This is a genomic window from Bradyrhizobium ottawaense (assembly GCF_900099825.1).
GTDB classification, from domain to species: domain Bacteria; phylum Pseudomonadota; class Alphaproteobacteria; order Rhizobiales; family Xanthobacteraceae; genus Bradyrhizobium; species Bradyrhizobium ottawaense_A.
This window is the reverse complement of record NZ_LT629693.1, coordinates 2,799,872-2,814,328: the sequence shown is the minus strand read 5'-3', so window position 1 is coordinate 2,814,328 and position 14,457 is coordinate 2,799,872. Positions and strand designations below refer to the sequence as shown.

The window sequence follows — 14,457 nt, the reverse complement described above, 5'->3', positions numbered from 1 at the left end:
TTCACTTCGTCGTCTCGAGGCCCGCAGCCTTGATGACGCGCGCCCACTTTTGGGACTCGGCGGTAATGTAGTCGCGAAAATGTTTCGGCCTGTCGCCGGCCACCGTGAGGCCCTGATCGGCGAGTTTCTGCTTCACTTGCGGATCGTCCATGGCCTGGTTGGTGACGGCATTGAGGATGTTGACGATATTTTCAGGCGTCCCGCCCGGCGCAATCATGCCGTACCAGTTCTGGATCAGGAGATCCGGCATGCCGACCTCGGCGGTGGTCGGCACGTCAGGCGCCGTCGGCGCGCGTTCGCGCGCGCCGAGCGCAATGGGGCGCAGGCTGCCTGCCTTGATGTGCGGCAAGATCACCGGCAGATCGAGGAACGCCATCTGCACCTGCTGGCCGAGCAGATCGTTGATGGCGGGCGCAGCCCCCCGGTAGGGGATGTGAACGATGTCGATGTTGGCCGTGAGCTTGAGCAATTCGCCGGCCAGATGCGGCAGGCCGCCGACGCCGGCAGAAGCAAAGTTGAGTTTTCCGGGCTGGGCTTTGGCGAGCGCGACAAGCTCGTCCATGTTTTTGGCGGGAACGTTGCTGGCAACGACCAGCATCTCCGGCACCGTCGTCACCAGGGTAATCGGCGCGAAATCCCTGGCTACATCGTAGGGCACCCTTTCCATGGTCGGGTTGATGACGAGCGAACTCGCGCTCACGATTCCGATCGTGTAGCCGTCAGGTGGCGCCTTCGCGACCGCATCGGTGCCGAGCACGCCGCCCTGGCCTCCGCGGTTGTCGATGATGACCGGTTGCTTGGTGATCTCAGACATGCGCTGGCCGACCACGCGCGCGATGATGTCGTTGGGGCCGCCGGCCGGGAACGGCACGATCAGCTTGATCGGCTTGTTCGGAAAATCCTGCGCTGCGGCCAACGTCGGCAACAGCAACAACGTCAGTCCCGCGAGCAACCGGCCCAGGATTTTCATCAACGCCTCCCGCGCGGCTCCGCATCTCCTGCGCGTTCACGCCGCTGGCAGCAATTCTATAGTGTTTTCGAGCGAAGTGGATACCGGTTCGCAGAAAGAAAACGCGGGCCGCCGCGCGATCGATCAGGCGTCCTGGCTGTTGAGCAGTTTCAGCGCCGCCTCGTGCACGCGGGCGTCGCCGGCGGCGACGATGCGGCCGCCGCTCTGGGCCGGCTTGCCTTCCCAGTTGGTGACGACGCCGCCGGCGCCGGTGATGATCGGGATCAATGCGGCGATGTCATAGGGCTTCAGCTCGGTCTCGACCACGAGGTCGAGATGGCCGGCCGCCAGCATGCAGTAGGAGTAGCAATCGCCGCCATAGCGCGACAGTCGTACTTCCTTTTCGATCCGGCCGAAAATCTCGCGGTCGCCGGCCTTCATCAACAGCGGGCTGGTGGTGTAGGAGGTCGCCTCCTGCAGCGAGGCGCAGCGCCGCACCGAAAGTTTTCGTTCGCCCGAGGGACCTGAATAATGTGCCGAGCCGCTATCGCCGGAAAAGCGCTCGCCGATATAGGGCTGGTGCATCATGCCGAACACCGGCGTGCCCTTGTGCAGCAGCGCGATCAGGGTGCCCCAGATCGGAAAACCCGCGATGAAGGACTTGGTGCCGTCGATCGGATCGAGCACCCAGACATATTCGGCGTCCTCGCGCTCGCTGCCGAATTCCTCGCCGACGATGCCGTGCTGGGGAAAGTTGGCCTTGATCAGGCGGCGCATGACGGCTTCGGCGGCGCGGTCGGCCTCGGTGACGGGGTCGAAATCGCTGGTGCTCTTGTTGTCGACCAAGAGCGAGGTCCGGAAGAACGGCAGGATGGTTTCGCCGGAGGAGGTCGCAAGGCGGCCGATAAAGGCTGTAAAATCGATGACCGTCACGGCTGATCCCTGGAAAGGCGCGGCGTGCATGCGCGCGAGAATTCTGGTTCTTGCCTAGCTCAATCCCGCGGCGTGCGCACGAATAACGCAGCGTTACTCCCACCTCATCGGTGACGTCAGGCTTTCGAATCAGCTTCGCTTAGGCGTGTATTTTCAGTGACTCCGTCAATCACGAAAGCGAGATGTCTGTGGATCATGGCTGATCTGCAACACCCGCCGGGCCGGTTAATGGTCACCTAAGCGACTGAAAATAATAAAGAAAATCGCATTTGGCGGGGCTGTGGCAAATCTGCAAGCCCAGCCAGGATTACGCAGGAAGTGTTTCGAATTCTCTTGCGTTTTGTGCAGCGCGGTCGCATATTGTTGCGGTGCGGTAGCGCCTCGCGCTATCGCTGCCCTCCTTGGGCGTTTCCTCCCTAGACTTGGGCCGCTTGTTCATTCAAGCGGCCCTTTTTTCTTTTGAGGACTTCTTCATTCCGGACAACGCGAAGCGGCGATTACTCCGCCGCCGCCTGGAACGGCCCGAGATCGCCGAGCGGAACCTGCGCCAGCGCGTCGGCCAGCGTGGTGAAATCGGCCGCCACCTGCGCAAAGCGCGGCGAGCGTTCGCGGCGTCGCTCATCCATATAGATCGCGCGGTTGAGTTCGAGCTGCACGGTATGCAAGCCGCTCGCCGGGTTGCCGTAATGCTCGGTGATGAAGCCGCCGGCATAGGGTTTGTTGCGACCGATCGAATAGCCGAGCCCGCTCATGATTTCCTCGACAAGGTCGGGCAGCAGGCTGGCGCAACTGGTGCCGTAGCGGTCGCCGATCACGATGTCGGGCCGCCGCGGCTCGTCGCGCGACACGCCGACCGACGGCATCGAATGACAATCCACCAGGATCACGGTGCCGAACGCCTGGTGGGCCTTGTTGATCAGCCGCCGCAATGCGCGGTGATAGGGCTTGTAAAGCGCCTCGATCCGTCCCAGCGCCTCGTCGACATTGATCCGCTCGCGATAGATTTCCTGGCCGTCGCCGACCACGCGCGGGATCGTGCCGAGGCCGCCGGCGACCCGCATCGAGCGGGTGTTGGCAAAGCTCGGCAGCCGGCCGTTGAACATGCGCGGGTCGAGCTCGTAAGGCTCGCGGTTCACGTCGACATAGGATCGCGGGAAATTGACCCGCACGGTCGGAAAACCGCGGCCGGAGAGATCGGCGATCAATTCGTCCATGAAGGAATCCTCGGAGCGGCGCAGGCTCACGAGGTCGATGCGGGAAGCGTCGAGAAAATCCGGCGGATAGACCGAGCCGGAGTGCGGCGAGTTGAAGATGATCGGCGCCCGCCAGTCGGCCGGCTCCGCGATCTCGAACGGAGGCGATAATTCACCTTCAAACTGGGTCATCGCCGGGCGTTATCCCTGAGATCCGCATTTCCCCGCGCTTAATCGACAAGCCAACCGATTCTGCCGGAAAACGGAAGTTTTATGTGGGCGGCATTGTCGGTAATCGCAATCATTCTGCCAAGCGAAAAAAGCCGCAAAGCTGTTGGAACAGGTCTCAAACCTGCCAAAACCGTCCGCCATTGTTGATCTCAGGTGCATTAGGGTACAGAAATAGCCGCTCGCGCCATCCTCTGTGTGGCTTCCCCTTCACCCGATATTTACCGTCTGTCGGGCTTAGTGGGCGGAGTGATCCTTCCAGCCGGATTCGACGACAGTCAGAGTAACCATGCATAAGATCCTTCTCGCCGAAGACGACAACGACATGCGCCGCTTCCTGGTGAAGGCGCTGGAAAACGCCGGATTTCAGGTCTCGCCCCACGACAACGGCCTGTCGGCCTATCAACGGCTGCGCGAGGAGCCGTTCGAGATGCTGCTGACCGATATCGTGATGCCGGAAATGGACGGCATCGAGCTGGCGCGCCGCGCCTCGGAACTCGACCCCGACATCAAGATCATGTTCATCACCGGCTTTGCCGCGGTCGCCCTGAATTCCGATTCGGAAGCGCCGAAGAACGCCAAGGTGCTGGCCAAGCCGGTTCACCTCCGCGAATTGGTCAGCGAAGTGAACAAGATGCTGGCGGCCTGATTCGGCACCATTTTGGGTCGAAAACACCCCAGAAATTACTCCCAAGCATCCTTGCCGGGGCGCTTTGGAGCCGATATACGGACCCCACCCAATACGACTTATAAGCTAGAGCAGGATGACCAGGTCATCCCGGTCTAGGGCGCGTAGCTCAGCGGGAGAGCACTACCTTGACATGGTAGGGGTCACAGGTTCGATCCCTGTCGCGCCCACCATCCTTTGCTCGCGAAGCGAGCAAGGATGCCACGCCGAAGCCACTTCGCGAAGGCGGGCTGCTGCGCCGCGAGCTACGGCTCGGCAAGCCACGTTCTCCCCACCAAGGCTACGTGTGGTAGAACCGTCAGGACGAAGCGTGTCCGGCGAAGCTTGAGCGAAGCGAAAGTGTAGACGGACTGTCTCCTCAAAGCTCATTTCCTGATAGGCGTTGCCGCGTAAGCAGCACGCGAGCGCATGTAACGTCGAGGCGATCGACGCCGCGGCGCGGGTCGCGCTTTATCCCTTATTCTTCTGGTAGCCGTCGACATAGACCGCCGCCAGCAGCACCAGGCCCTTGACGACGTATTGCCAGTAGATCCCGATGCCGAGGATCGACATGCCGTTGTTCATCACGCCCATGACGAAGGCGCCGATCACGACGCCCATCACCTTGCCGACGCCGCCGGAGGCGGAGGCGCCGCCGATGAAGCAGGCGGCGATGACGTCGAGCTCGAAGGAGTTGCCGGCGCTCGGCGTTGCCGAATTCAGCCGCGCCGCGACGATCAGCCCGGCAAGGCCGGCCAGCGCGCCCATGTTGACGAAGGTCAGGAAGATCAGCCGCTCGGTCCGGATGCCGGAGAGCTGCGCCGCCAGCCGGTTGCCGCCGAGCGCATAGATGCGGCGCCCGATCGTCATGCGCTGCGTCACGAACATGTAGAGCAGGATCAGGGCGCCCATGATGATCAGCACATTGGGCAGGCCGCGATAGGAAGCCAGCAGATAGCAAAATCCGACGATGAGGATGGCGAACACGGCGTTCTTGCCGATGAACAGCGCCAGCGGTTCCGTCTCCATCGTATGGGCCTTGGCGCGGCGCCAGCGGCGGGCGCTGGTGAAGATCAGCAGGGCGGCGCCGACGAGGCCGACCAGCATCGAGGTCCAGCGGAAGCTGGTACCGATGCCGTCGCCGAACAGCGCCAGCAGCGGCGCGCTGACGACGTCGGGGATGAACCCGGAGCTGATGCTCTGGAAATCCTTCGGGAACGGCCCGACGAACTGGCCGAGCAGGATGTTGCCGGTCAGCCCGCGAAACACCAGCATGCCGCCGAGCGTCACGATGAAGGACGGAATCTTGGCGTAGGCGACGAAATAGCCCTGCGCAGCGCCGATCAGGCCGCCGGCCACGAGCGAGATGCCGACCACCGGAACCCACGGCATCTTGTAGTCGACCATCATGGTCGCGGCGATAGCGCCGATGAAGCCCACGATAGAGCCGACGGAAAGATCGATGTTGCCGCCGACGATGATCAAGAGCATGCCGAGCGCCATGATGACGATATAGCTGTTCTGCAGGATCAGGTTGGTGATGTTGACCGGCGCCAGCAGCACGCCGCCGGTCAGGTATTCAAACAGCGCAATGATCACCAGCAACGAGCCCAGCAGGCCGTAGTCGCGCAGGTTGCTTTTCCAGAATCCGGTTTGGTCCTTGTTCGGAGTCTCGACCGCCTCGTGTTTCATGGCGCGGTTCCGTGTTGTCGCATGATCGCGGCCATGATTTTTTCCTGGCTGGCTTCACGAACCGGCATCTCGTCGATCAGGCGGCCTTCGTTCATGACATAGAGGCGGTCGCAGATGCCGAGCAGTTCGGGCATTTCCGACGAAATGACGATCACGGCTTTGCCTGACGCCGCGAGGTCGTTGATGATGGTGTAGATCTCGTATTTGGCGCCGATATCGATGCCGCGCGTCGGTTCGTCGAGAATCAGCACCTTGGGATCGGCGAACAGCCACTTGCTCAGCACCACCTTCTGCTGGTTGCCGCCGGACAGGTTGAGCGCCTTCTGCAGGATGCCGGACGAGCGGATGTTCAGCTTGGAACGGTATTGCTCGGCAACATCGGTTTCCCTGTCGTCGTCGATCACGCCGTGCCAGGCGACACCGGCGAGATTGGCGAGCGTGATGTTGCTCTTGATGTCCTCGCCCAGGACCAGCCCGAGGCCCTTGCGGTCTTCCGTGAGGTAGGCAACGCCGCCGGCAACGGCCTTCTGAATCGAGCTCAGATCGATCTCGCGGCCTTGCATGAAAGCCTGCCCGGTGACGTTGCGGCCATAGGCGCGGCCGAACACGCTCATCGCCAGCTCAGTGCGCCCGGCGCCCATCAGGCCGGCGATGCCGACCACCTCGCCCTGCCTGACACGAAGGCTGACGCCCTTGATCACCTCGCGGCCGGCATGCAGCGGATGCTCGACACGCCAGTCCCGGATCTCGAACAGCGTGTCGCCGATCCTGGGTTCGCGGTGCGGATAACGTTCCGACAATTCGCGGCCGACCATGCTCTTGATGATGCGCGCCTCGCTGATCTCCTCGGTACGGGCGTCGATGGTCTCCACCGTGGTGCCGTCGCGCATCACGGTGATGGAGTCGGCGACTTCGGCGAGTTCGTTGAGCTTGTGGGAAATCAGGATCGAGGCGATGCCCTGGCTCCGAAATTCCTTCAGCAGCTCGAGCAGCGCTTCGCTGTCGCTGTCGTTCAGGCTGGCGGTCGGCTCGTCCAGGATCAGCAGGCGAACCTTCTTGGCCAGCGCCTTGGCGATTTCGACCAGTTGCTGCTTGCCGACGCCGAGATGGGTGATCAGCGTATCAGGCGCTTCGTTCAAGCCGACCTTGGCGAGCAACTCGCGGGTGCGGCGGAAGGCCTCGTCCCAGTCGATGACGCCCATCGTCGCCGGCTCATGGCCGAGAAAAATGTTCTCCGCGATCGACAGCAGCGGCACCAGCGCCAGTTCCTGGTGGATGATGATGATGCCGAGCCGTTCGCTGTCGGAGATATCGGCGAACTGCCGCTTCTCGCCATCATAGAAAATGTCGCCCTCGTAGGCGCCGTGCGGATAGACCCCGCTGAGGATTTTCATCAGCGTCGATTTGCCGGCGCCGTTCTCGCCGCAGATCGCGTGAATTTCCCCGGCCTCAACCCTGAGATTGACATTGCGCAGCGCTTTCACGCCGGGAAAGCTCTTGGATATGCCTCGCATTTCCAGAATGGCGGTCATTGCAGGCTCACTCACCTCCGGCCGCATTCCGGCTTCGCTGCCGCTCACTTGAACTGTTCGGCCTTGTAGTAGCCGGTGTCGATCAGCGCGGTCTTCCAGTTGTCGAGATCCACCGCGACCGGCTTCAAGAGATAGGACGGAACCACCTTGACGCCATTGTTATAGGTCTTGGTGTCGTTGATCTCTGGCTGGCCGCCGGACAGCACCGCGTCGACCATTCCGGCTGCGATCCTGGCAAGGTCGCGGGTGTCCTTGAAGATCGTCGAATATTGTTCGTGATTGACGATCGATTTGACCGAGGGGACCTCGGCATCCTGGCCCGATATGACAGGCATCGGCATTTCCTTGGAGCCGTAGCCGACGCCCTTCAGCGCCGCGACGATGCCAATGCTCAGCCCGTCATAGGGCGACAGCACCGCGTCGACATGCTTGCGTGTGTAGAAGGCGCTGAGCAGGTTTTCCATGCGGGCCTGGGCGACGGAGGCTTCCCAGCGCAAGGTCGAGACCTTGTCCATTCCGACCTGCCGGCTCTGCACCACGAGCTTGCCGCTGTCGATATAGGGTTTCAGCACCGACATCGCGCCGTCGTAGAAGAAGAACGCGTTGTTGTCGTCGGGCGAGCCGCCGAACAGCTCGATGTTGAACGGGCCTTTGCCTTCCTTCAAGCCAAGTCCCTTTTCGATGCTGCCGGCCTGCAGCACCCCGACCTGAAAATTGTCGAAGGTGGCGTAGTAGTCGACATTGGCCGAACCGCGGATCAGGCGGTCGTAGGAAATCACCTTGATGCCGGCGTCGGCCGCGCGCTGCAGCACGTCGGACAGAGTGGTGCCGTCGATCGCGGCGATCACCAGGGCTTTCTCCTTCTTGGTGATCATGTTCTCGATCTGCGCGAGCTGGTTGGGAATGTCGTTGTCGGCATATTGCAGGTCGGTCTTGTAGCCCTTGGCCTGCAACACCCTGACGATGTTATCGCCGTCCGCAATCCAGCGCGCCGACGATTTGGTCGGCATCGCGATCCCGATTGTGCCTTTGTCCTGGGCTTGCGCCGGTCCGGCCAGCGCGGCCCATCCGAGCGCGACGGCAGCGGCGAGGGTCTTGACGTTGAGCATCGGATTTCCTCCTGTCGGCAACTTTTATTCTAGCGCGGCCGTCGGGCCAACATAGCATCTTCGGGCAGGCGTCACCCCGCGATATGCCGGCCCGCGATGTAGCCGAACGTCAGCGCCGGGCCGAGCGTGATGCCGGCGCCGGGATAGTTCCCGCCCATGATGCTGGCCATGTCGTTGCCGGCGGCATAGAGGCCCGCGATCGGCTGGCCGCTGCCATCGAGTGCGCGCGCGTTCTCGTCGGTCCTGATGCCGGCATAGGTGCCGAGATCGCCGATCACCATCTTGATGGCGTAGAACGGGCCGTCCTTGATCGGCGCGATGCAGGGGTTCGGGCCATGCAGCGCGTCGCCCTGGTAGCGGTTATAGGCGCGCGATCCCTTGCCGAAGGCGGGATCCTGCCCGCTGGCGGCGGTCTCGTTGAATTTAGCGACCGTTGCCTCAAGTCCGTTGGCGTCGATCCCCGCATTGGCGGCGAGCTCGGCCAAGGTCTCGCCGCGCTTGAGATAGCCGGTCTTGAGATGATGCCCGAGCGGCATCGGGAACGGCGGCACGCAGCCGAGGCCATACTTTCGAAGCGCGCGGTGATCGCATAGCAGGAACGCCGTGATCTCCTCGCCGGGTTTGGCGGCCTTCATCATCTCCTGCACGAAGTCATGATAGGAGTTGCCTTCATTGGCAAAGCGCGTGCCGTCGCGTGTCACGGCGATGACGCCGGGTTTGGCGCGGTCGATGAAATGCGGCATCACGCCCTTGCTGCCGTCCTTGCGGGTGGTGACCGACACCGGCACCCAGGCCGCGGCATTCGGCAAGTTATCCTCGACCTTGCCGCCGGCGGCCTCCGCCAATCGCAAACCGTCGCCGGTATTGCCGGTCGGGCCGGGCGAGAAATGCTCGGCGCCCGTTGGTGCGTGCGCGAACATCGTCTTGCGTCGTTCGACGTCGTGCGGAAAGCCGCCGCAGGCGAGCACCACGCCGCGTTTGGCGGTGACGCGCACGGGTTTGCCGTCGCGCTCGACGATGGCGCCGCGCACCGCGCCGTCCGCGACGATCAATTCGCGCACCGGCGACGACAGCCACAGCGGAATGTTGAGATCGAATGCCGATTTCGCCAGCCGCCCGGCCAGCGCGTTGCCGTTGGTCAGCGTCATGCCGCGGCCATAGCGCATCACGTCGAGCGCATGACGGCTCAGGCGCTTGGCGACATACCAGGCCGACACGGGCGACTTCGTCGCGCGCATAAAGTGGATGATCTCCTTGCCGGAGCCCAGCATCATGCCGAACACGGTGAGCTCGGGCAGGGGACTGCCGATGTCCTTGAGCTTGGGGCCGAGCTCGTGGCCGTCGAACGGCCGCGTCACCATCGAACGCCCGCCCTGTGCGCCGCCGGGGGCTTCGGCGTGGTAATCCGGAAAGGTCAGCGGCATGTCGAAGCGCAGCGCGGTCTTGCTGGTGAAAAAGTCCACCGCCTCGGGACCCTTGGTCAGGAACGCATCGACACGGGCGGCGTCAAAGCTGTTGCCGGCCTCATGGCGCAGATAGGTCCGCGCCTGGTCCGGGCTTTCGGCAATGCCCCAGTCGCGCGCCAGCGAGGTGCCGGGAATCCAGAGCCAGCCGCCGGAACGCGCGGTGGTGCCGCCGAAGCGCGGCTCCTTCTCCACGATCAACACGTTGAGCCCGTGATGTCCCGCGGTCACCGCCGCCGACATCCCGGCACAGCCGGAGCCAACCACCAGCGCGTCGCATTCGTAGGTTTCTTGTGTGTCCTGCTGGCCTGCCACGCGCTTTCCTTACTTCTTCAACAGCGGACATTTGGATTCGGCAACCGGCCGATAGGCATCTTCGCCTTTCACCGTCTTGACAATCTCCAGATAATCCCACGGCTCCTTTGACTCTGAGGGTTTCTTTACCCGCGCCAGATACATATCGCGGATGACGCGGCCGTCTTCGCGCAGCTTTCCGCCGTGCACGAAAACGTCCTCGATCGGCATCTCCCGCATCTTCGCCATGACCTTGGTCGGATCGTCGGTGCCGGCGGCCTGGATGGCCTTGAGATAATGCAGCACCGAGCCGTAGACGCCGGTCTGGATCATCGTCGGCATCACGTTGGTCCTGGCAAAGAACCTCTTCGACCAGGCGCGGGTGTTATCATCCATGTTCCAATAGGATGCGGTGGTCATATAGGTGCCCTGGGCCGCATCGAGGCCAATCGCGTGCACGTCGGTGTCGAACATCAGGAGACCGACAAGTTTCTGGCCGCCCTTGACCAGCCCGAACTCGCCGGATTGCTTGATCGAATTGTCGGTGTCCTGGCCTGCATTGGCGAAAGCCACGACGTCGGCTTTCGAGCTCTGCGCCTGCAGCGCAAAGGACGAGAAGTCGGCGGTATTGGTCGGATGCCGGACGCCGCCGAGCACGGTCCCGCCCAGTTCCTTGATGAAGCGCGTGGCGTCTTTCTCGAGCTGCTGGCCGAAGGCATAATCCGCGGTGATGAAGAACCAGGATTTGCCGCCTTCCTTGATGACGGCGGACGCCGTCACCTTGGACAGCGCGTAGGTGTCATAGGTGAAGTGAATGGTATTGGGGCTGCACAGTTCATCGGTCAGCGAACTCGCGCCAGGGCCGGAAAGCAGTGCGATCTTGTTGCGCTCCTTGACCATGTTGTGGACCGCGATCGCGATTCCCGAGTTCGGAATATCGACGACGGCGTCGACCTTGCCATTGTCGAACCAGTCGCGGACGATCTGGACGCCGACATCGGTCTTCATCTGGTGATCGGCGCTGATGATCTGGATCGGCTTCCCCAGCACGGTGGGGCCAAATTCCTCCACGGCCATCCTGGCGGCTTCGACCGAGCCCGGACCGCTGTTGTCGCGTCCCCAGCTCGACAGGTCGGTCAGAACGCCGATCCGGACTGCGTCGTCTGAAACCTGCGCCGAAGCTCCCGATGAAAGGCTTGCGAGGATGGCGCAGGCCACGAGGTAAACTTTCACGGTCGTTCTCCCTGTTTTTCCGTCCGCCTTGCTGGCAGATCGCCGCCGCGGAACGCCCGCGGAGGTATTTGATTGTTGTGAGGATGGAGAGGCGTGTCAATCGCGCGGGGCGAGCCGGATGCCCCGGATATCTGTGCGAAGACGTGCTTCGCACTGTTGCCCGGGCATGACGAACGAACTCAATTCCCGGTCTCGAACGAACAGCTCGCACCGCTGCCGTCCTTCTGCTTGATCGCCTTGGGGTCGAGCGTGCAGTTCAGGTTCGACAGGCCAGCGAACACCGATCCGGCGGCGCCGTCGGAAGCGACGCCGGCCAGCGCTTCGGTGGCAAAGATTTCGCTGGCGCGGCGCCCGCTGATGGTTTGCTTCTTGCCCCTGAACGTCAGTTCGCAGGAGCGCGCGGTGATGTCGACATTGCTGACCCGGCAGGAGATCTTGTCCGCTGATATCGTAATCTTCTTGGCGTAGGGCACATCCTTCTCGCCGACGAACAACGCGGCGGCGGTTTCCCGTTCGTCGCCCGACAACAGCGGCGAATACAGCGCGACCACACCGGCCAGCGCCAGCGCATTGGGGCCGCTGACGGTTGCCGGGACCGCGTCAGCCGCGGCGGCACCGGTCAGGAGAAGCGAGGCGGCGAGGATCGCCAGTCTGCCGGAATTCATTCTTGGTCTCCTCAAGCTGGACACAGCCGCCGCCGTCCGTAGCACGGCCGGAAAACGGCGCCGGTGACGAATATTTCACGCGCGATGGTTCCAGCGCCAGCCCCTTCCGCTGTGCTTTCCGGACAGGGCGGCCACGCAGTTATAGCCTTGCGCCTGACCAGCATCGGCTGCACATTCCAACCGCGACACCAAGATCGCCAAAAACGATATGCCCCGAGGAACCTCCATGGTGGCGACGCGGATCGACTGCGACATCCATCCGGCGGTGGGCGGCACCCGCACCACGCTGCTGCCCTATCTCGACGACCACTGGAAAGAGCAGGTGGTGAGCCGGGCGATCGACGGCCTCGACCTCAATTCCTATCCGCCCAACATGCCGTTTTCCGGCCGCGCCGACTGGCGGCCGGCCCATGGCAAGCCGGGCAGCGACCTCGCGATGGTGCAGCGCGGCGCGTTCGACCAGCTTGGCGCCAGCCACGCCATCTGCAATGTGCTGTACGGCGCGCAGGCGGTGTTCGATCCCTATATGGCGGCGGCCTTCTGCAAGGCGATCAACGACTGGATCGCGGCCGAATGGCTGTCCAAGGATTCAAGACTGCGTGCATCGATCGTGGTGCCGCTGCAGGCGCCGGACCTCGCCGTGGAGGAGATCGAGCGGCTCGCCGGCGACAACAGGTTCGTCTCCGTGCTGGTGCTGGCGCAAGGCGACAGCCTCTTGGGCAAGCGGCACTTCTGGCCGGTCTGGCAGGCGGCCGAAAAGCACAAGTTGCCGATCGCGATCCACGCCGGCAGCCAGTATCGGGGCTCGCCCAGTTCGATCGGCTGGCCGTCCTATCGCTACGAATATTATCTGGCCGAAGCGCAGGCGATGCAGGCCCAGATCCTGAGCCTGGTCTACGAAGGCGTGTTCGGCAAATTTCCCGGGCTGAAGGTGGTGCTGATGGAATCCGGCGTGAGCTGGCTGCCGGCCTTCATGTGGCGCGCCAACAAGACCTGGCGCGGCGTGCGCGTCGAAGTGCCCTGGGTCGAGCGCGAGCCGGCCTCGATCATCCGCGACCACTTTCGCGTTACCATGCAGCCGTTCGACGGGCCGCCGGATGCGGCAGGGGTTGCCGACATCATCGAGCAGATCGGCTCCGACAAGATGTTTTTATTCGCGTCGGATTATCCGCACTGGCAGTTCGACGGCGACGATCCGATGCCGGCGCATCTGCCGGCCAGTCTGATCTCGCGTATGTGCGAAGACAATCCGCTTGAAACCTTTCCGCGGCTGAAGCTCGCGGCGTGAACACCGAGCATGATCCGGAAAAGTGGGAACCGGTTTTCCGATAAGATCATGCTCAAACAAAGAGTCTACACCAGGAGGATCGCATGAGCGACATTATCGACCGCCCGATTCTTGAACAGGAAGTAGCCAGCCCAAGCCGGCTGCGCATCATCGACTGCGACGTGCATCCGAGCATTCATGCGCATGCCGATATCGAGCAGTTCATGACCAAGCGGTGGGCGGAGCATTTGCGCACCTATGGCAGCCATCTGCGCACGCCCTATATCGGCACCACGCCGTATCCGCGTTCCTCGCCGCTGATCGCGCGCCGCGACGCCTGGCCGCCGACCGGCGGACCGCCCGGCTCCGATCTCGCCTTTATGCAGAAGCAGCATCTCGATCCGCTCGATGTCGAATACGGCATTTTGCAGGTGCTCGATCTCTTCATCTTCTCGCAGCAAAACCTCGAATTCGGCGCCGCGATCCAGCGCGCCATCAACGACTGGCAGCTCGCATTCTGGTCCGACCGCGATCCGCGCCTGAAGGCTTCGATCCTCGCCGGCCAGGACGACACCGAGCTTGCCATCGCCGAAATCGAGCGCTGCGCCAAAATAGGCCGTTATGTGCAGATCAACGTCTGCCCGCGCGCCAACGAGCCGTTGGGCCGTCGCCGCTACTGGCCGATCTATGCGCGCGCCCAGGAACTCGGCCTGCCGCTCGGCATTCACGTCGGCGGTTATGGCGGGCATGCGCCGACCGGCGGCGGCTGGCCGTCTTATTATGCCGAGGAACACCAGAGCAACGCCCACACCATGGCGGCGCAGCTCACGAGCCTGGTGCTCGAAGGCGTTCCCGAACGTTTTCCGAACCTCAAGATCGTGTTCATCGAGGGCGGCTTCGGCTGGATCCCGTCGGCGACCTGGCGCATGGACCGGCACTTCGAGGCCTTCCGCAGCGAGGTGCCGCACCTGAAGCGAAAGCCGTCGGAATATGTGAAGCAGCATTTCTGGTTCACGACCCAGCCGATCGACGAACCCGATGAAGCCAAGCACCTGCGTTCGCTGATCGATTGGGTCGGCGCGGACCGGTTGCTGTTCTCGTCGGATTATCCGCATTGGGATTTCGACGACCCGCGCTATGCCTTCAGGACGCCGCTGACGGAGGTCGAGCGGGCCAAGATCTTCAACGGCAACGCGCGTTCGATCTACAAGTTCTGACCGGAGAAGAACCTA

12 protein-coding genes and 1 tRNA gene are annotated in these 14,457 nt (G+C 62.8%); 4 read left to right on the top strand and 9 right to left on the bottom strand.

Annotated features, from left to right (window positions below; all coding sequences use genetic code 11):
* Position 1: 1 nt before the first annotated feature.
* The 3 genes from BLR13_RS13125 to BLR13_RS13115 form a co-directional block, all read right to left on the bottom strand.
* On the bottom strand, positions 2 to 970 hold the full coding sequence (locus BLR13_RS13125) for a Bug family tripartite tricarboxylate transporter substrate binding protein (protein ID WP_074823484.1): 969 nt from the start codon (positions 968 to 970) through the stop codon (positions 2 to 4).
* 123 nt (positions 971 to 1,093) lie between these two features.
* On the bottom strand, positions 1,094 to 1,882 hold the full coding sequence (gene hisN, locus BLR13_RS13120; protein WP_074831573.1) for a histidinol-phosphatase: 789 nt from the start codon (positions 1,880 to 1,882) through the stop codon (positions 1,094 to 1,096).
* A 497-nt stretch (positions 1,883 to 2,379) separates the two neighbouring features.
* Positions 2,380 to 3,267 (bottom strand): N-formylglutamate amidohydrolase, encoded by an 888-nt coding sequence (locus BLR13_RS13115; RefSeq protein ID WP_074823487.1) that lies wholly within the window; start codon positions 3,265 to 3,267, stop codon positions 2,380 to 2,382.
* 325 nt (positions 3,268 to 3,592) lie between these two features.
* On the opposite strand from BLR13_RS13115, the gene cpdR reads away from it, so the two are divergent.
* Positions 3,593 to 3,952, top strand: coding sequence for a cell cycle two-component system response regulator CpdR (cpdR, locus tag BLR13_RS13110; RefSeq protein ID WP_074823489.1), 360 nt, complete (start codon positions 3,593 to 3,595; stop codon positions 3,950 to 3,952).
* A 137-nt stretch (positions 3,953 to 4,089) separates the two neighbouring features.
* Positions 4,090 to 4,164 (top strand) — tRNA-Val (locus tag BLR13_RS13105).
* A 277-nt stretch (positions 4,165 to 4,441) separates the two neighbouring features.
* On the opposite strand, the gene mmsB is transcribed toward BLR13_RS13105, so the two are convergent.
* From mmsB to BLR13_RS13075, 6 genes are all read right to left on the bottom strand, one after another.
* A complete protein-coding gene (mmsB, locus tag BLR13_RS13100) occupies positions 4,442 to 5,662 on the bottom strand; it encodes a multiple monosaccharide ABC transporter permease (protein WP_074823492.1) in 1,221 nt (406 codons plus the stop codon).
* Complete coding sequence (gene mmsA, locus BLR13_RS13095) at positions 5,659 to 7,194, bottom strand: multiple monosaccharide ABC transporter ATP-binding protein (RefSeq protein WP_074823496.1); 1,536 nt, start codon at positions 7,192 to 7,194, stop codon at positions 5,659 to 5,661. The genes mmsB and mmsA overlap by 4 nt, the downstream gene beginning before the upstream one ends.
* A 44-nt stretch (positions 7,195 to 7,238) precedes the next feature.
* On the bottom strand, positions 7,239 to 8,303 hold the full coding sequence (gene chvE / locus BLR13_RS13090) for a multiple monosaccharide ABC transporter substrate-binding protein (RefSeq protein ID WP_074823497.1): 1,065 nt from the start codon (positions 8,301 to 8,303) through the stop codon (positions 7,239 to 7,241).
* Between the two features lie 71 nt (positions 8,304 to 8,374).
* On the bottom strand, positions 8,375 to 10,081 hold the full coding sequence (locus BLR13_RS13085) for an FAD-dependent oxidoreductase (protein WP_074823501.1): 1,707 nt from the start codon (positions 10,079 to 10,081) through the stop codon (positions 8,375 to 8,377).
* Between the two features lie 9 nt (positions 10,082 to 10,090).
* Complete coding sequence (locus tag BLR13_RS13080; RefSeq protein ID WP_074823503.1) at positions 10,091 to 11,293, bottom strand: ABC transporter substrate-binding protein; 1,203 nt, start codon at positions 11,291 to 11,293, stop codon at positions 10,091 to 10,093.
* Positions 11,294 to 11,472: 179 nt separating this feature from the next.
* Positions 11,473 to 11,958 (bottom strand): hypothetical protein, encoded by a 486-nt coding sequence (locus tag BLR13_RS13075; RefSeq protein WP_074823507.1) that lies wholly within the window; start codon positions 11,956 to 11,958, stop codon positions 11,473 to 11,475.
* 226 nt (positions 11,959 to 12,184) lie between these two features.
* On the opposite strand from BLR13_RS13075, the gene BLR13_RS13070 reads away from it, so the two are divergent.
* On the top strand, positions 12,185 to 13,246 hold the full coding sequence (locus BLR13_RS13070; protein WP_074823511.1) for an amidohydrolase family protein: 1,062 nt from the start codon (positions 12,185 to 12,187) through the stop codon (positions 13,244 to 13,246).
* An 83-nt stretch (positions 13,247 to 13,329) separates the two neighbouring features.
* Positions 13,330 to 14,442: an amidohydrolase family protein gene (locus BLR13_RS13065; protein WP_079586371.1), complete on the top strand. Its 1,113-nt coding sequence runs from the start codon at positions 13,330 to 13,332 to the stop codon at positions 14,440 to 14,442.
* Positions 14,443 to 14,457 lie beyond the last annotated feature (15 nt).